Annotated in this window: 16 protein-coding genes and 2 riboswitches; of the genes, 1 reads left to right on the top strand and 15 read right to left on the bottom strand. The window is 67.7% G+C overall.

Features of this window, described 5'->3' with window-relative positions:
* Positions 1-299 precede the first annotated feature (299 nt).
* Genes bluB through JI59_RS16690 form a run of 6 tightly spaced genes read right to left on the bottom strand, consistent with a single transcriptional unit; the run spans position 300 to position 5,403 of the window.
* Positions 300-947 (bottom strand): 5,6-dimethylbenzimidazole synthase, encoded by a 648-nt coding sequence (gene bluB / locus JI59_RS16715; RefSeq protein WP_007011487.1) that lies wholly within the window; start codon positions 945-947, stop codon positions 300-302.
* Positions 944-1,726, bottom strand: a complete 783-nt coding sequence (cobF, locus tag JI59_RS16710) for a precorrin-6A synthase (deacetylating) (protein WP_007011488.1) — start codon at positions 1,724-1,726, stop codon at positions 944-946. Before cobF ends, bluB begins: the two co-directional genes overlap by 4 nt.
* The gene (locus JI59_RS16705) at positions 1,723-3,030 is read right to left on the bottom strand and encodes a cobyrinic acid a,c-diamide synthase CobB (protein ID WP_007011489.1); all 1,308 of its coding nucleotides are present in this window, start codon (positions 3,028-3,030) and stop codon (positions 1,723-1,725) included. Before JI59_RS16705 ends, cobF begins: the two co-directional genes overlap by 4 nt.
* A complete protein-coding gene (gene cobM / locus JI59_RS16700; RefSeq protein WP_007011490.1) occupies positions 3,027-3,812 on the bottom strand; it encodes a precorrin-4 C(11)-methyltransferase in 786 nt (261 codons plus the stop codon). Before cobM ends, JI59_RS16705 begins: the two co-directional genes overlap by 4 nt.
* The gene (locus JI59_RS16695) at positions 3,809-4,180 is read right to left on the bottom strand and encodes a cobalamin biosynthesis protein (RefSeq protein ID WP_007011491.1); all 372 of its coding nucleotides are present in this window, start codon (positions 4,178-4,180) and stop codon (positions 3,809-3,811) included. Before JI59_RS16695 ends, cobM begins: the two co-directional genes overlap by 4 nt.
* Entirely contained in the window at positions 4,177-5,403 is a 1,227-nt protein-coding gene (locus JI59_RS16690) for a bifunctional cobalt-precorrin-7 (C(5))-methyltransferase/cobalt-precorrin-6B (C(15))-methyltransferase (RefSeq protein ID WP_007011492.1), read from the bottom strand. Before JI59_RS16690 ends, JI59_RS16695 begins: the two co-directional genes overlap by 4 nt.
* Here JI59_RS16690 and JI59_RS16685 point away from each other — a divergent pair.
* A complete protein-coding gene (locus JI59_RS16685; protein ID WP_007011493.1) occupies positions 5,402-6,163 on the top strand; it encodes a cobalt-precorrin-6A reductase in 762 nt (253 codons plus the stop codon). The two genes, JI59_RS16690 and JI59_RS16685, sit on opposite strands and share 2 nt — an antisense overlap.
* Here the strand turns inward: JI59_RS16685 and cobJ are convergent.
* The 9 genes from cobJ to JI59_RS16640 form a co-directional block, all read right to left on the bottom strand.
* Positions 6,127-6,921 carry a precorrin-3B C(17)-methyltransferase gene (gene cobJ / locus JI59_RS16680; RefSeq protein ID WP_085997492.1) on the bottom strand — a complete coding sequence of 265 codons (795 nt, stop codon included), beginning with the start codon at positions 6,919-6,921 and terminating at the stop codon, positions 6,127-6,129. The two genes, JI59_RS16685 and cobJ, sit on opposite strands and share 37 nt — an antisense overlap.
* Complete coding sequence (gene cobI / locus JI59_RS16675) at positions 6,918-7,655, bottom strand: precorrin-2 C(20)-methyltransferase (protein ID WP_013833176.1); 738 nt, start codon at positions 7,653-7,655, stop codon at positions 6,918-6,920. Before cobI ends, cobJ begins: the two co-directional genes overlap by 4 nt.
* Positions 7,652-8,281 (bottom strand): precorrin-8X methylmutase, encoded by a 630-nt coding sequence (locus JI59_RS16670; protein ID WP_007011496.1) that lies wholly within the window; start codon positions 8,279-8,281, stop codon positions 7,652-7,654. The genes cobI and JI59_RS16670 overlap by 4 nt, the downstream gene beginning before the upstream one ends.
* Entirely contained in the window at positions 8,281-9,396 is a 1,116-nt protein-coding gene (locus JI59_RS16665) for a precorrin-3B synthase (RefSeq protein ID WP_007011497.1), read from the bottom strand. The genes JI59_RS16670 and JI59_RS16665 overlap by 1 nt, the downstream gene beginning before the upstream one ends.
* Positions 9,393-12,671 (bottom strand): cobaltochelatase subunit CobN, encoded by a 3,279-nt coding sequence (gene cobN / locus JI59_RS16660; protein WP_007011498.1) that lies wholly within the window; start codon positions 12,669-12,671, stop codon positions 9,393-9,395. The genes JI59_RS16665 and cobN overlap by 4 nt, the downstream gene beginning before the upstream one ends.
* A gap of 7 nt (positions 12,672-12,678) precedes the next feature.
* Positions 12,679-13,716 (bottom strand): cobalamin biosynthesis protein CobW, encoded by a 1,038-nt coding sequence (gene cobW, locus JI59_RS16655; protein ID WP_038577752.1) that lies wholly within the window; start codon positions 13,714-13,716, stop codon positions 12,679-12,681.
* A gap of 184 nt (positions 13,717-13,900) precedes the next feature.
* Positions 13,901-14,138: riboswitch (cobalamin riboswitch) on the bottom strand.
* 75 nt (positions 14,139-14,213) lie between these two features.
* On the bottom strand, positions 14,214-15,260 hold the full coding sequence (locus JI59_RS16650) for a HoxN/HupN/NixA family nickel/cobalt transporter (RefSeq protein ID WP_007011501.1): 1,047 nt from the start codon (positions 15,258-15,260) through the stop codon (positions 14,214-14,216).
* A 182-nt stretch (positions 15,261-15,442) separates the two neighbouring features.
* Positions 15,443-15,699, bottom strand: a riboswitch (cobalamin riboswitch).
* A gap of 96 nt (positions 15,700-15,795) precedes the next feature.
* Positions 15,796-17,046 (bottom strand): diaminopimelate decarboxylase, encoded by a 1,251-nt coding sequence (locus JI59_RS16645; protein WP_007011503.1) that lies wholly within the window; start codon positions 17,044-17,046, stop codon positions 15,796-15,798.
* Entirely contained in the window at positions 17,043-17,516 is a 474-nt protein-coding gene (locus JI59_RS16640; protein WP_007011504.1) for an SET domain-containing protein-lysine N-methyltransferase, read from the bottom strand. Before JI59_RS16640 ends, JI59_RS16645 begins: the two co-directional genes overlap by 4 nt.
* Between the last annotated feature and the right edge of the window lie 17 nt (positions 17,517-17,533).

Genomic DNA, 17,533 nt, shown 5'->3' with positions numbered 1-17,533 from the left:
CAAGAGCATCTTCTGCAAGCCTGCCCGCTTGCTTTCGCGCCAACTTCGCCGAGGCTGTCGATCACCTGGAAGAACTCCAGGCCAGGCACGGCCGCAAGCTGCTGTGGGGCACTGCCAATCTCTTCAGCCATCCGCGCCGGCCGCTTCATCACCGGCGGCTTCGGCTTCGATGCCAGGGTACGCCGCCAGTCGATCGACGCGGCGGACCTGCTGCATGGCCATACCGGCGGCGTCGACATGATCGTCCGGGCCTTCCTGCGCGCCGCCGTCCTCATCACCCGAAGGTCAGTTCCCGGTCGTCATTTTTCGAAAGTGCGCTGCGCCAGGGCCTCGCGCGACTGCCAGCCGCGCTCTTCCAGTTCCGGAGTAGCCGCGGGCTCGGAAGGATAGCCGATACACAGAAGCGCAATGAGCCGCCACGAAGGTGCGGCATCGACCAGGCGACCGACGAATTCGGGATCGACGATGGACACCCAGCCCATGCCGATGCCGCGAACCCGTGCCACGAGCCACATGGTATGGATGGCCATGACCACCGAATAGTCGAGCATTTGCGGCATTGTCGCAATGCCCAGACCCTTGCCCGCAAGCGGTTCTCCATCGCAGAACACCGCCATCACTTCGGGAGCTTCGCGCAGGCCATGGAGCTTGAGCGACTTGTAGTGATCGCGCTGGGCTGCATCCGCGTAACGCTCGGCCGCAAGGGCGCTTTGCTCATCCACGTGGGTGGCCAGCTGCGCCCTCAGCTCGGTACTGCGCAGGCGGACGAAACGCCACGGCTGCGAATTGCCGACCGAGGGTGCAAGGCTCGCGCTGTGCAACACGCTCTGGATGTCGTCTTCGGGAACCGGCCGCACATCGAAATGGCGAACGTCGCGCCGCCAGTGCAGCAATTGTTCGAGCTGCGCGGCAAACGCTTCGTCGAAGCTGGGCGGAGCCTCGTTCAAGAGGCCCCTCCTGCCCCGGTCTTATCGTTCACATTCCGGTGCATCAGGTAAGTATCCATAATCCAGCCGTGGCGCTCCCTCAATGCCTTGCGCGCAGTGACGATGCGCGCGCCCACCTGCGAAAGCAAACCATGGATCAGGGCTTCCTGTTCCATACCCAGATAAGCGCCCCACCAGATTTCGATGCCTTCCGCCTCAAGCGTTTCGAAGGCGCAGCCGCCGTCGAGCATCACGACAACGACATTGGTTCCCGTCGGCCAGCCGCCTTCACGCAACTGCCTGCCGGTGGTCACGACGAGAGGTTCGGCAAGGCGATTGAGCGCAATCGCGTGGGCGGCGGTCAAGGCCTGGATACTGGTGATGCCGGGGACCACTTCGATCTTCAGATCCATGCCGTCATCCTGCAGGCGCGCGGCGATGCGCAAGGTGCTGTCGTACAGCGAGGGATCGCCCCAGACGAGCAGCGCCAGACGCCCGCCTTGCGGCAGGTTTCGTGCGATTTCCCGGGCCCACGCCCGGGCGATGGCATCGTGCCAGTCGTTGACCGCTTCAAGATAATCGCCGTGCGTAGCCCGAACCGGAAGGTCGAATTCGACGACGCGGACGGGCCGCTCCAGCACTTGCGCGCAGATGCCCCGGCGCAAGTCGAGCAGGTCCGCCTTCGCCTCACCCTTGCGCGGCAGCAGGATCAGGTCGGCTTCGTTCATGGCCCGCCGCGCCTGCATGGTCAGGTGATCGGGATTGCCGGTGCCGATCCCGATGAGGCTGAGCGCGATCATGCGTAGGGAGCGATCTGGTGGAAGAACGTGCCGGTCACCCGGCCGCGCCGCGACCCGGTTTCGGGTGCGACGCTACCGTCGGCATCGGTAACTGCGGCCAGCGGCTCGTCGGGCTGCTCGAGGATCGTCGAGTAATGGAACTCATGACCGCGCAGACGGGTCCCCGCCGTCAGGTTGGCCACTGGTCCCAGCAACTGCGCACTGCGATAGCCCAGGTGCATCCTGCGCTGCGCGTAGCTGGTCACGAGGCCAAGCAGGCCGGCCATCGGGTGACGCGCGCCTTCCTTGTCGACCAGGGCCTCGCCCAGCACCATGTAGCCGCCGCATTCGCCATGGACCGGACGGGCCTCGGCATGGCGGCGCAGACCGGCAAGGAAGCGCGACGCCGAGGCGATCCGGCCGGCGTGAAGCTCGGGGTAGCCGCCCGGCAGCCAGACGAAGTCCGCGCTTTTGTCGGGTGCCTCGTCGGCCAGGGGAGAGAATGGCATGATCTGCGCGCCTGCGCGCCGCCAGCCTTCCAGCATGTGCGGGTAGATGAAGGAAAAGGCCTCGTCCTGGGCCAAGGCAATGCGCTGCGCAGGAGGCTGCGGCAGGCCCGACCCCTCTCCGCGCTCGAGCGCCCTCGCCGCCTTGCGGATCGCCGGAAGGTCGGCATGTTCGCGCAGGAAGGCGGCATAATCGGCGATCTTGCGGTCGAGCTCGGGTTGCTCTGCAGCCTGCACCAGCCCGAGGTGGCGTTCCGGCAAGGTCAGGTCGCCGCGCCGAGGCAATGCGCCCAGCACCGGCATTCCAATGGCCTCCATCCCCCGGCGGACAAGGCGTTCATGGCGCGGGCTTGCCACACGGTTGAGGATCACCCCGGCGAAGGGGATGCGCGCATCGAAACGGCGAAACCCCAGCGCCGTCGCCGCGGCGGACTGGGCATGGCCGGACACATCGAGGACCAGGATCACCGGCCAGCCCATGCGCCGGGCGATGTCCGCGCTGGCGCCGTTGCCGGTCGCCCCGCGCGTGGCGACGCCGTCATAGAAGCCCATGGAGCCCTCGGCGACGCAGATGTCCGCCTCGGCTGCCATCGCCGCGACGGCATCCAGCAAGCCTGAGTCCATCGCCCAGCTGTCGAGATTGAACGAGGCATTCCCGCAGGCCGCCCGATGGAACGCGGGATCGATATAGTCCGGCCCGCTCTTGAACGGCTGGACCGTGTCGCCGCCCTCGCTCAATGCGCGCAGCAGGCCGAGCATGACAGTGGTCTTTCCGGTTCCCGAGGCGGGCGCGGCGACGAGCAGTCCGGGTGTGCTCATGCGATGCCTCCGGCAAAGCGCGAGGATGCATCCTGCGGCCGGAAGCGGCGGTCATAGCCGGGGGAATAGAGGCAGCTTTCATCGAAGCCCTCCCCCGCCAGCACTCGCCCGACGACGATCAGCGCGGTGCGCTCCATGCTGCCAGCAACTTCTGCCTCGATGGTTTCCAGCGTGCCGCGCACGATCCGCTGGTCGGGCCAGCTTGCGCGCCAGACGACCGCGACCGGGCAGTCGGGTCCATAGGCCGGTGTCAGGTCGGCCACGACCCGGGCCAGGTTATGGATCGAGAGGTGAATCGCCAGCGTCGCGCCGGTATCTGCGAAATTGATCAGGCTCTCCCCTTCCGGCATCGCACTCGCCCGGCCCGAAGTTCGGGTAAGGACCAGCGACTGCGAAAGGCCCGGCAAGGTCAGCTCGGTTTCCAGCGCTGCTGCGGTTGCCGCGAAAGCGGGCACGCCCGGCGTCACGGTGAAGGGAATGTCCAAGGCCCGCAGCCTCCTGAGCTGCTCACCCATTGCCGACCATACCGAAAGGTCGCCCGAATGGAGCCGCGCCACATCGTGACCGGCAGCATGGGCCGCGGCGAACTCTTCCATGATCGCGTCGAGATCGAGCGGCGCGGTGTTGACGATGCGCGCGCCGGGAGGACAGTGATCGAGCACTGCGGCAGGCACCAGCGACCCGGCATAGAGGCAGACCGGCGAGGCCGCGATCAGATCGCGCCCGCGCAAGGTCAGGAGGTCGGGCGCGCCGGGGCCGGCGCCGATGAAGTGTACGGTCATGGGATCGATCCTTGGGCAATGGCGCATGTCGCCATGCGGTCGGGGGAAATGTGGCGCACCGCGATCAGCTGCGCGCCGGGGCCGGCGGCGGCCAGGGCGCTGGCTTCGGCCACGCTCCCGGTTGCGTGGCTGGCAAGGCTTGCATCCGACTGGGTGGGCGTGGCGATGCGGGCAAGCACCTGCGCCGAGACGCCGGTCAGCGGAAGGCCCAGAACTGCCGCCAGACGCGCCAATTCCGGGCTCGCCGCCTTGTCCGCCGCTGTGGCGAGCAGGGTCACGCGCGGCGAGAACTGCTGCGCCAGCGCCAGCGCGTTCTCCAGCGACTGCAGGGTCGCGCCCTGCCGGAAACCGAAACCGGCGACAATCACAGGACAACGCTCCACTGCACGAGGGGAAAGCTTGCTCGCCAGCCCCGGCGACTGCCGAGCGGCGCGGCGTGGGCCAGTTCGATCCGCAGGAGATCGCCGCCCTTCTCCGCCTGCCACTGGGCCAGCAGCGCTTCCGAGTCCAGCGTTACGGCATTGGCGACGAGCCGGGTTCCGGCAGGAAGTATGGTCACCAGGCTTTCCAGCAGCGCTTGCGACAGCCCCCCGCCGATGAAGACGGCATCGGGCGCATCGTCCCGTCGCTGATCGAGAATGCCGGGGGCACGGCCGGTCACCACCTCGAGCCGGTCGACGCCAAGCGCACGGGCATTGGCCCGGGCCCGCTCCGCCCGAACCGGATCGCTTTCGAAGGCCACCGCCCGGTTCGCCGGATGACGCAGCAGCCATTCGACCGCAATCGAGCCCGATCCCGCGCCGATGTCCCACAAGGTCTCACCCGCCACGGGGGCAAGCGCGGAAAGCGTCAGGGCGCGTACCGGGCGCTTGGTGATCTGGCCATCGTGGTCGAACAGGTCGTCGGCCAGTCCCGAGGCGCAAGGCAAGGCGCGCCCCTGCCCGGCGCAGGCAATGCCGACCGCGACGGGGTGAGCGACATCGCCGAAAGCAAATGCGTCAGCCCGCACGCGGCGCACGCGCTCGCGCGGGCCGCCCAGCGCCTCGAGGACATGGAGATCCGATGGACCGAAGCCATGCTCGCCCAGATAGGCGGCCAGATCGCGCACAGCATCCCCGTCCCGCAGCAGGACCAGCATCCTGCGGCCTACAGCCAGATGCGGGCGCAGACGCGGTAGCGGCGCGGCGTGAAGGCCCAGGCACACCGTATCCTGCAGCGACCATCCCAGGCGCGAGGCGGCCAGCGAGAACGTCGAGGGCACGGGATGTGCGATCCATTCGCCCGCTTCGAGATGGCGCGTAACCGAGGCTCCGCCGCCGAACCAGAACGGATCGCCCGAAGCGAGCATGACCACGCGCTTCCCGCGATAGGCCAGCAACCCTTCGATGCCGAGCGCAAAGGGCACTGGCCATTCCTCGACGCGGCAACTAAGCGCGGGCAGCAGCGAAAGGTGCCGGGGGGCGCCGATCACCAGTTCGGCCTGCGCAAGTGCATCACGCGCGGGGGCCGAAAGCCCCTCCACCCCATCCTCGCCGATGCCGAGGATCGTCAGCCACCGACCGGGGCCAGTGAAGGAGGAAGTGTCAGCCATGCCGAAAGTTCTCCTGCTGGGCGGCACTACCGAGGCAAGCGCTCTGGCCCGCCTGCTTGCCGATGCCGGCGTGGCCACGACGCTCAGCTACGCGGGACGCACCACCAGCCCCCGTAAGCAGCCGGTCCCGGTACGCGTCGGCGGATTCGGAGGTGCCGAGGGCCTTGCCGACTGGATGCGGGAAAACCGGGTGACCCACCTCATCGATGCGACGCACCCCTTCGCGGCAACCATGAGCGCCAATGCCGTCACCGCCGCGCAGCTTGCCGGAACGCCGCTCATCGCCCTCACCCGTCCGGCATGGGAACCGCAGGAAGGCGATCGCTGGCGTCACGTGGCGGACGTTGCCGCCGCTGTGTCCTCGCTTGCCGGGCCTGCCCGCAGGGTCATGCTGGCGCTGGGCCGCATGCATGTCGGCGCGTTCGCCGCGCAGCCGCAGCATCACTACCTGCTGCGCTTCGTCGATGCCCCCGAGGGCCCGCCGCCATTGCCGCGCCGCAGCCTCGTCGTCGATCGCGGGCCCTTCACTGTCGACGGCGACATCGGGCTGATGCGCGAGCACGCCATCGAACTCGTCGTGTGCAAGAATGCCGGAGGAACCGGCGCGCAGGCCAAGCTCGTGGCGGCACGCGAACTGGGCCTGCCGGTGGTGATGATCGACCGCCCCGCCATTCCCGCACGGCGCGAGGTCCACGATCCGCTTGAGGTCCTGCACTGGCTGGATCACGCGGCAGCTTCCACGGCTGAACGCGGCGTATAGAGAATCGGCCCGGCCTCGCGCGCGATGATGCGGGTGCGGCTCGACCCCACGATTACTACGGTGCGCATGTCGGCCATCTCCGGCCGCGCTTCACGCAAGCTCACGATGCGCAATTCCTCGTCGGGCGTGGTGACGGCGCGGGCGAAGAGAATCGGCCGCTCGGGCCCGCAAGCCTCGCGCAGAACCTCCAGGGCCCGTGCGAAACCTGCGGGGCGCGACGCGGAGCGCGGGTTGTAGAACGCCATCGCGAAGTCCGCTTCGGCGGCGAGGCGCAGGCGCTTCTCGATCAGGTCCCAGGGCTTGAGATTGTCCGAAAGGTTGATCGCGCAGAAATCGTGCCCCAAGGGCGCTCCGGCGCGGGCGCTTGCCGCAAGCATAGCGGTAATCCCGGGCAGCACGCGGATATCGATATCGAGCCACGCAGAAGGCCCCGCCTCCAGCGCTTCGAACAGGGCCGAGGCCATCGCGAAGACGCCCGGATCGCCGGAAGACACCACGACGACGCGACGCCCCTGCGCGGCAAGGTCGAGCGCATGGCGCGCGCGATCCAGTTCCACCCGGTTGTCCGAAGGATGCAGCCGCAGCCCTTCGCGCGGCGCAATCCGCGCAACGTAGGGGATATAGCCGATCACATCGGTTGCCTCGGACAGCGCCTGAGTGACCTCGCCGGTCACCAGCGCCTCGTCGCCCGGCCCCAGCCCGGCGACGCAGACCCGGCCCCGATCCTGCGCCCCGCTCACTACCGGCGTCCCGCTCACGGGCGGCGTCCCTGACCGTGGATCAGCAGGATCGAGAAATAGGGCGTCACGTTCTCCGCCTCGGCAAGGCGGGTCACGCGCTGGTCCGGCATCGCCGCATGCTCGACCAGCCACGCATCCTGCTCGCGCCCGGCCGCGGCGACGGCGCGGCGCAGCTTGGCCAGGTTGCGCCCGATCTTCATCACCACCAGCGCATCGGTATCGCGGATGCGCCTCTCCAGATCGGCCTCGGGCAATGTCGCGGTCAAGACGGTCAGGACGTCATCGCCCCATGTGATCGGCACATCGGTCGCATTCCACGCCCCCGACATGCCGGTGATCCCTGGCACGACCTCGACCGGAACATGCCCGGTCAGCCGCGAATGCAGATGCATGAACGAGCCGTAGAAGAAGGGATCGCCCTCGCACAGGACGACGATGTCCTCACCTTCGCGGGCGAGCGCCAGAAGACGCTCGGTACTCTGCGCGTAGAACTCGGCAAGACAGGCCTTGTAGCGCGGATCGTCGAAGGGGATCTCGGTGGTGACCGGGTACTCCAGCGGAATCTCGATCACGTCGGGACGGAGCAGTTCATCGGCAATGCGGCGCGCCTGTCCCGGCCGGCCGGCCTTGCGGAAGTAGGCGACATGACGGGCGGAGCGCACCAGCCGGTCGGCCCGCACGCTGAGCAGGTCCACTGCGCCCGGACCGAGGCCGACCCCATGGACGGTGCCGCAGGTCACGCCCCCAGTCATTCGGCGCGGCTCGCAAGCGCGTTGACGGCAGCCACGGTGATCGCACTGCCGCCCAGTCGGCCCTCGACAATGCAGCACGGCACCGGCGGCGCAGCCCAGAGCGCCGCTTTCGATTCCACCGCACCGACGAAACCGACCGGACAGCCGACGATCGCCGCCGGGCGCGGGCACGCCGGGTCCTCAAGCATGTTGAGCAGATGGAACAGCGCCGTGGGTGCATTGCCGATGGCGACCAGCGCCCCCGCAAGATGCGGCCGCCACAATTCCAGCGCTGCGGCGGAGCGCGTATTGCCCATCGCCTTCGCCAGTTCGGGTACTTCGGGTGCGCGCAGCGTGCACAGCACCGGATTGTCCGCAGGCAGGCGGGCCCGGGTAATGCCTTCGGAGACCATGTGCGCATCGCACAGGATCGGCGCACCGCCTGCCAGCGCCTCTCGCGCGGCTTGCGCAAAGCCCGGCGAGAAGCGGACGTGCCGGGCAAGCTCCACCATGCCCGCGGCATGGATCATGCGTACCGCAACGGGTTCTTCTTCGGACGAAAAGGCCGTCAGCTCGGCCTCGGCCCGGATCGTGGCGAAGGACTGGCGGTAGATCGCTGCGCCATCGGTTTCATAGTCATGCGGCATCAGCCTGCTCCGAAAAGAGCCAGGACCTTGTCCCGGCCAAGAGCGAGGCGCTCGCGCCCCTCGCCCGAAAGATCGTATCGCCCCTCGCGGCCGATCAGCGTCACATCGGCCCGCCCGGTCGCCGCACAGCGCTTCGCGCACCCAGAAACATGCAAGCGTCCGGTGACCTGCGGAGCGATGCGGCGCGCCAGCGCGCGGGTCTCGACGCTTGCCTGCGGGCACGACGGCGCCCCCGGGCAGGCATCGACGCGCAGGAGCGGATCGGCCGGATCGTCCACCAGCCCCTCAACGGGCGCAAAGGCGGCGCCTTCGACGATGAGCAGTCGCCAGGGAGTGGTGCGTAGTGCCGTCGCCGCCGGGTCTGTGATCAGGCGGGCCAGCGCCAGTGCCGAGATCTGTCCGAAAGGCACGCCCCATGCCGCACCTGTGGATGTCGGGCCGGGCTGCAAGGGGCAAGACCCCCGCGCAGGCAGCAGCGAGCCTTGCGCCCACTCGGGAAGTTCAGCTGTAAACCGGCTCATGCGACCGGCCTCAGGCCCGCCGTTTTCAGCGAACCAGCGCGCCATGGCGATCAGGCGGTCGACTTCCGCGCCAGCGGTCACTTCCGCGCCAGCGGTCCGGCCCTGCGCGCGCAGGATCAGGCTGCCGCCGGCCGCACGCTCGATCCGGAAATCACCCGCCTCCCCCGGCAGGACAGGGACCGGCCCGGCGTCGATCACGAAGCCGACCTTGCCCGGCAACTCCGGCAACTCACCGAGCCTTGCGATGAGTTCAGCGGCAATCCGCGCAGTATCGTCGGCTTCCTGCCAGATGGGCGCGACGAGGAGATTGCGCTTCTTCTCGAGGACGGGATCGGCCTCGACCAGTTCCAGTTCGACGAGCCGTGCAATAAGCGCAGGCCATTCAGCCTCGCTCACCCCGCGCAGCTGGAAGTTGGCGCGGCGGGTCAGGTCGATCATGCCATTGCCAAAGGTCAGCGCGGCATCGCACAGGCCCAGCACCTGCTTGCGGTTCAATCGCCCGAGGCGCGGGCGCACCCGCACCAGCAGGCCGTCTCCCGCCGCCATCGGATGCCATGCATCGGGACACCAGCCCCTGATCGCGAAACCGCTCATTGCCCGCCTCCCAGGCTGGCAAGGATCGAGTTGCGCCGCGTCTGCCACAGGCCAGCGGCATGAAGCGCGGCGAAGCGGGCTTCCATGGCTGCCAGCGCTTCGGGATTTTCGCGCGCCATGAACGCCCGCACTTCCGGCTCGCCGAGCGTCGCGTCGTGATAGAGATCGAACAGCTGCGGCGGCACCGAAGCGGAGAGATGCGCGAAGGCGCCAAGGTGATCGAGCGTCGCGGCCAGTTCGGCAGCCCCGCGAAAGCCGTGGCGCATCATCCCGGCAACCCAGCGTGGATTGGCCGCCCTTGCCCGCACGACGCGCGCGATCTCTTCGTTCAAGGTCCGGGCATACGGCCGGGCGGGATCGCGATTGTCGAGGTGGTAGAGCGCCGCCTTGCCGCCGGTAACCGATTGCGCTGCGGCAAATCCCGCCTCGTGCGCGGCATAGTCGGCCGCAAGCAGCAGATCGGTCTCGGGCAGGTCCTGCAGGTGCACGAAAGCGTCAGCCCCCGCGACGCGCTCACGCAAACCCGCAGGATCGGGCGCCTCGTCCTGCCCGTCGAGCGCATGGTCGGACGCCGCAAGCCAGGCTTCACCGGCAGCCCGGCGCGCTTCGTCGGTATAAGTCTCGGCCGTATCGCGCAGACCGAGACCATAGCGCCCGGGACGCGGGCCATAGACGCGCGGGGCTGCGGCCTTGCCGGCGAAAGGATTCCACTCCGGCGTCTCGTCCCTCTCGCTCAGTGCGCGCACCGCCATCCCGAACAGGGAGGCAAGGACCGGAAACGCATCGCGGAACAGACCCGAGACGCGCAGCGTCACGTCAATGCGGGGCCGGTCGAGCATGGCCAGCGGCAGGATTTCCACTCCGGTCACGCGTTCGGACGCATTGTCCCACACCGGCTTTGCGCCAAGCAGGTGCAGGGCCATGGCGAACTCCTCGCCCGCCGTGCGCATCGTCGCCGAGCCCCACAGGTCGACCACCAGACCGCGTGGATAGTCGCCATGGTCCTGCAGGTGCCGGCGGACCAGTTCCTCGGCGAGGACCACGCCTTGCGCATGGGCCGTGCGCGAAGGCACCGCGCGCGGATCGACCGCGAAGAGATTACGCCCGGTCGGCAGGACATCGGAGCGCCCGCGCCATGGCGAACCGGATGGCCCCGCCGCCACACGCCGTCCGGCCAGTGCGGCCAGCAGTCCGCTGCGCTCCGCCTCGCCCTGCTCGCCGCGGCCGTAGACATGCAGGCCGTCGCCGAACTGGCTCTCCTTCACGTCGCACACGAAGCGGTCGATGCGGGTGATCGCCTCGACCAGCGAGGTCGCGCCGTCGAGGCCGAGTTCCACCTCCAGCCCCAGCGCCTGCGCTTCCTCGCGGATGGCCGATTGCAGCCTGTCACGCCGCGCCGGATCGAGCCCGTCGGCGTTGGAAAACTCGTCCAGCAGCGCTTCGAGGCGCGTCAGTCCTGCGCCTTGCTGCGCGGGAGCCAGCGGCGGCGGTGCGTGTCCCAGCGTGACGGCTCCGATCCGGCGCTTGGCCTGCGCCGCCTCGCCGGGATCGTTGACGATGAAAGGATAGATGACAGGCAGGGCGCCGGTCAGCGCCTCAGGCCAACAGGCATCGCCAAGCGCCACCGATTTACCCGGCAGCCACTCAAGCGTTCCGTGCGCGCCGAGATGGACGAGCGCATCGACCCGGCGCTCGTGCAGCCAGAGATAGAAGGCAACATAGCCATGACGCGGGCAACGCGAGACATCGTGGTAACCCTCGTCACGCTCGGCAGACCAGCCGCGCTCGGGCTGCAGGGCGACCAGGACATGGCCAAGCTCCACGACGCGAAAATGAAAGGCGCCGTCGGCAACGGCGGGGTCCCTTTCGGCGTCTCCCCAGGCCTCGGCCAGATCGGCCTGCAGCGCTGCAGGCAAGCGGGCCAGAGCGGCGCGATAAGCGCCGAGCGGCCAACTGGCGGTCGCTTCGCCAAGGCCCGCCACAAGGTCATGGCCGCATTCGACCGTGTAACCGGCCTGCGCCAGATCGGCGAGGATCGCATCGGCGGAGGCCAGTGCATCCAGCCCGACGGCGTGGGCCATCTGGTAGCCCTTGCCCGGATAGGTCGAGAGAACCATCGCAAGGCGCCGCTCTGCCGCGGGTTTCCGGCCCAGCGCGATCCACCCCGCGACGCGCGCGGCAATCGCTTCGATCCGCGATGGCTCGGCGCGGTGGGCACTGCGCGAAAATTCAAGGGCATCGTCGCGCGCAGCGGCTTCCTTGAAGCTGGCCACGCCTGCAAAGATGCGGCCGTCGACTTCGGGAAGCACGACATGCATGGCGAGATCGGCCGGCGACAGACCGCGCGAGGCATCCTGCCAGGCTTGCCGCCCGCTCGTCGCCAGCGCGACCTGGAACACCGGGACACCGGCGCCGTCGAGCGGCGTCGCGCCTTCATCGTCACGCGCGGAAAAGGCGGTCGCATTGATCACCGCCGCGGGCTGCAGCGCCCGCACCCAGCGATCCACCCAGCCGCGAACTTCAGGGGCCTTCAGCGAGGGCACGTAAAGGCCCAGCACATCGAAACCGCGTGCGCGCAAGGCCGCGTGGAGTGCCTCGAACGGTTCGAGATCGGCGGAGCTGAGATAGGATCGATAGAACGCGAGCAGCACGCGCGGGCGGGATGCTGTCAGGGCAAAGGCCGCCGGACAGGCCGTGTCTTCACCTGGAAGCCACGCCCCGGCAATCGGCAGCGCCTGAATGGCCCGGACTTCGCGCCCGGTCTTGCCGTCCGCCAGCAGGCCGCCCGCTTGCGCGAGCCGTGAAAGAGCTGCCCGCGCCGCAACAGCGCCGCCGATATCGCAAAGGCGGGTCAGTTCGCGCAGCGCGGAAACCGGAACGGTCGAGACGGCATCGAGCCTTTCGTCCTCGCGCCCGTCTGCGGGCAGCACGGCCAGCGCGATCCCGCGCGAACGCGCCAGCGCCTCCACCTGCTGCAGGCCGTAAGTCCAGTAGGGAAGCCCGCCGATGATCCGCACCAGGATCGCCTTCGCACCTGCCAGCGTGCGCTCGACATAGGTGTCGACCGACAAGGGATGCGTCAGTGCCGCAAGATTGGCGAGGCGCAGCGAGGGCGGACTGTCCCCCGCATCGCGCGCGCTGCGCCAACCGGCAGCGAAAGCGCCGAGGTCGCTGTCCGAAAACGACAGCACCACGAGATCGGCCGGAGCCTGCCCCAGATCCTGCGGAACGGAGGCTTCCTCGATCCCGTGGGTCTCGCGGAAGATAACGTGCATCGCGGCCTCAGCCCTGCAGCACGGCCCTTATCGCAGCGGGATCGAGGTGATCGTGCTCGGCGATGGCGACCAGCGACGTGAGGCGCGCTTCATCGGGGCGCCAGGGGCGGTCGTAGTGGCTGCGTACCCGCGCGCCGACCGCCTGCACCAGCATGCGCATCGGCTTGCCGGCTACCGCGACATAGCCCTTCACCCGCAGCACCCGGTGATCGCTCGCCAGTGTTTCGATGCGTGCGGTGAGAGCAGCGGGATCGGCGATTTCGCCCAGTTCGATGACGGCGCTGTCGAAATCCTCGTGCTCGTGATCGTCCTCGCCATCGTGGTGCGAGGGACGCGCGGCAATGTCGTCCTCGGCAGCAGCGCCAAGGCCAAGGATCACGCGAGGATCGACGACGCCCTCGCTCAGTTCGATGACCGGGACCGGGCGCGGGGCTTCGGCGGAGATGACTTCACGCGCGCGGGCAAGGCCCTCGGCGCCGGCAAGGTCGGCCTTGGTCAGCAGCACCATGTCGGCGCAGGCGAGCTGGTCCTCGAAGACTTCGGACAGCGGCGTCTCGTGATCGATTTCCGGGTCGGCCGCGCGCTGCGCCTCGAGTGCGGCGAGATCGGGTGCGAACCGGCCCTCGGCCACGGCCTCTGCGTCGGCAAGGGCAAGCACCCCGTCGACAGTGATGCGGCTGCGGATCGCGGGCCAGTCGAAAGCCTTGAGCAGCGGCTTGGGCAGCGCGAGACCCGAAGTTTCGATCAGGATGTGATCGGGCCGGGGTTCAAGCGCCAGCAGCTTCTCGACAGTGGGGATGAAGTCGTCGGCGACGGTGCAGCAGATGCAGCCATTGGCCAGTTCGACGACGTTCTCTGCCGGGCAGTCGGGGATGGCGCACGACTTCAGGATATCTCCATCGACGCCCAGCGTGCCGAATTCATTGACGACGACCGCCAGGCGGCGACCGCCGGCATTGCGGATGAGATGGCTGATGAGCGTGGTCTTACCCGCGCCCAGAAAACCGGTGATGATCGTTACAGGGACCTTGGACAGGTCAGGCATCGGCAATTCCCCACGCGCCATGGCGACAACGGCGGGGCTTGCCGGGAGCGAATCCGACCGACGCGCGGCGACGGGCGGGCGCGAAAAGGCACCCGTTACCGCGCGTTCGTGCAGCCCCAGCCGCACAGCTTCGTCGCTCAGACGGAAGAATTACCGTGCCGTGACCATCCCCTGGATCAAGGCAAGAGCGACCGGTGCGCCGGCAGGTCTCCTGGCTTGCGGGTCACTGCTTGATGCACGCCTTCCCGGATCGCCTTGCGGCTTCATCCAGTGGCCGGCCCTTCGCGTGAGGAAGGGAACCGTGTGCATCTCGCTATCCGCTCACAGTTGCAGGGACAGCCGCGGTTTTGGGAAGGAGAGACCTTCCCGCACCGCATTCCCGATTAAGCCCCTTTCGGGGCACCGGCGCGATCATTCGAAGCACAGAATCGATCCGTGCTTCGAAGCGAGGCCCTAGAACAGATCGACCGCCAAGCCAATCGCCTAAGGACCGGTTCTCATGCCGAGACGCGCACTTCGATATCGTCGAAGCGCTTCCAGCGGTAGATCGCGAAGCTGGCGAGCCAGCACAGCACGAAAAGGCCGATGATGCCGAACCCCAGGCTGTTGAAGTTCTCTCCCAGTTCGCCGGCAATATCGAACAGGCCGCCGGTGAGGCCCAGCTTATCGCCGATCAGGGCGACCGTTTCGATCCCGCCGATGACGATGGCGACAAGCGCCGAAATCAGGGTGATGGTGATGTTGTAGTAGAGCTTGCGGATCGGCTTGACGAAAGCCCACTCGTAGGCGCCGAGCATGACGACGCCGTCGGCGGTATCGATCAGCGCCATGCCCACGGCGAAAAGCACCGGCAGGACGAGGATCGTGCCGATGGAGAGCCCGTCCGCCGCCTGCCCCGCCGAAAGGCCCAGGATGGCCACTTCGGTCGCGGTGTCGAAACCCAGCCCGAACAGGAAGCCCAGCGGAGCCATGTGCCAGCTGCGGGTGATGAGGCGGAACATCGGCCGGAAAAGGCGCGCCATCAGCCCGCGATTGCCCAGCAGCATGTCGAGGTCTTCCTCCACATAGGCGCCCCCGGCACGGACATGGGCGAAGGTCTTCCACACGTTGCGCAGGATGATCAGGTTCATGGCGGCAATCGAGAACAGGAAGATCGCCGAGATCGAGGTCGCGACGAGACCGCCGACCTGCTTGAGACTTTCGAACTGCGTCAGTGCGCTCGTCGTCAGGGCAATGGCTATGGCCGCGATGGTGACGATGCCGGAATGTCCGATGGCGAACCAGAAGCCGACTGCGATCGGGCGCTGACCGTCCTGCATCAGCTTGCGGGTCACGTTGTCGATGGCCGCGATATGGTCCGCGTCCACGGCATGACGCAGCCCCAGGCCCCATGCCAGCAGGGCCGTGCCGAGCATGAGCGGCTGATCGTGGAACAGCGAGAAAGCCCAGATCCAGGCGGCGATATTGGCGGCCACGAGCGGGCCGAAAAGCCAGCCTATCCGGCGGCGCAGGTTGGGTCGAACAGAATGCGGCAATTGAGCCATGATGCGAAATCGTCCTCCGGCGTCTTGCGACAAGGCCGGGACGAACCGCTCAGGCGAACGGCCGGAAGGCGCAGGCAACCGGACGCCAGGGCCAGTCGACACGCCGCTCCGCTGCGGCCCCGGCCGCAGGTTCGTCGCTCAGACGGAGTTCACCGTGCCGCGGCCATCCCCTGGACCAGGGCAAGAGCGACCAGACGCCGGCAGGTCTCCTGGCTCGCGGGTCACAGCTTGATGCACGCCTTCCCAGGCCCTTCGCGGCATGCCGCATTCGGCCCAGTGGCTGCTTCCCAGGCGCCCATGGCGCATGAAAAGCCCTGTGCATCGCGCTATCCGCTTACAGTTGCAGGGACAGCCGCGGACTTGGGAAAGGCAATCCCTTCCCCGCACCGCATTCCCGATTAAGCCCCTGTTACGGGGCACCGGCGCGATCAATGGGAATCGGCAAAAACCGATTCGAAGGTGCTGATAACACCCCGATTTCGCAGTGCCCATCGCAAGTTTGCGGCAATCGCGCGGCCCCGGCGCGGCGCGCAGCCTACAGGGCGCGTTCGGTAAAGGCGCCGCGCATGCAGTGGTTGGAACTCATCGCCGAGCCGTATCCCCCGGCATTGAGGAAGGCGATGAAGTCCCCCTCCTCAACGGGCGGAAGGAGCGTGTCGGCAGCCCAGATATCGAGCGCTTCGTTGATATTGCCGGCAATCGTCACCCGCTCGCCCGGCGCCGATCCATCGCCGCGCAGCAGGCAGGGAACCGGCTCGCACGGCAGGTCGTAGAAAGCAGGTTCCGGGTGGAGATTGAAGCCCCCGCCGACGAAGACGAACCGGGTGTCGCGCTTGATTTCGACGTCGGTCACGGGAAGCACGAGCATCCCGGCATCCTTGGCAATGTAGTCCCCCGGCTCAACGGCGATGCGCAGGCCGCGTCCGGCAAAATGGCGGCGCAGGATCGCGGCCCATTGCGCCAGATCGAGCGGCCTGTCCCCGCAGCGATGGGGCAGCCCGAGCCCGCCGCCGACGTTGACCGTGCGCACCTGCGGCACTTCGTCGAGGAAGCGAGAGGCCTCCGCGACGGCCAGATCCCAGCTCTCCAGCTGATCGGTCAGGTATCCGCAGCCGACATGAAAATGCAGCGAGGTGATCGCCAGCCCATGGCTTTTCGCAAGGGCAATCGCCTCGCCCCACTGCTCGCGGTAGATGCCGAACTTGGTCGTTCTTCCCCCGGCATAAGTCAGCTTCTCGGCATCGCCGTAGCCGGTGCCGCGCCCGGGATTCACGCGAATGCCGATCTCGCGGCCCGGCGTGCGCTCACCGATGCGTCGGATCATGCCCATGGTGTCGCAATTGATCGTGATCTCGGGATGTACCAGTAGTCGTTCCAGATCGCGCGGCGTGACGCCAGTGCCGGTGAAACTGATCTGACCGGGCGCAAAACCGCAGGCCAGGGCATGATCCAGTTCACCCGGAGAGCAGATGTCGACACCGCATTTGCCGCTTTGTGCCAGCCGCTCAAGCAGGGGCGCAAAGCGGTTGGCCTTCATGGCGTAATAGACCGTGGAGGCGCAGCCGATATCGCCAAGGGCAGCGACCACCCTATCGAGATTGGCTTCGACGCGGTCGAGCGAATAGAGAAACAGCGCCCCCCCTTCCTCGCCCCCGCTCTCGCCCTCACCGGCCAGTGCGGCGACATCATGTCCCGCGAAGTGCAGGCGCCCGCCGCGATAATGCAGGTCTGGGCGCTCCCACCACGGCGCAGTCCCGGCCGATGAGCCCTGCTGCGGCACGGTCACGACTTCAGCGGCTTGGCCTGCCCGTCCAGAAATCGCCTGCCCTCCTCGTTCGCATTCTCGGCGCGCCCGGTGATCCACGCGCGGCAGTGCTGCGCGGCACAATGGCATGCGAATTGCCGATAGAGAACATCCTCCGTCGCGGCATAGTCGATGGCCAGGACTTCGCCAGCATCGATATCGCTAAGGGCGACAAGTTCGAAGCGCTCCATGTCCAGCCGGCAATTGGGCTCGCAACCGTGGGACAGGTAGCCGACGAAGCGCGTGTCATGAACATGCATCCCCGGCGAGACCTGCAGGCTGTGCTGCAGCAGGTCGGCGCTGACTTCGCCGTTGAACCTGTCGAGCACCTCGCCCGCGGCAAAGGGGGCAAGCGCACGCACGCACAGGCCCAGCGTCTCGCAATCGCAGACGACAAGACGATCTTCGCCGGCTTCACTCGCACTGGAATGTCCCCGCGGCTGGATGAACAAGGCCGTTTCCCCTGACG

The organism is Novosphingobium pentaromativorans US6-1 (assembly GCF_000767465.1).
GTDB classification, from domain to species: Bacteria; Pseudomonadota; Alphaproteobacteria; order Sphingomonadales; family Sphingomonadaceae; genus Novosphingobium; species Novosphingobium pentaromativorans.
The sequence above is the reverse complement of the archived record's forward strand: the minus strand, read 5'-3'. Positions and strand labels throughout refer to the sequence as shown.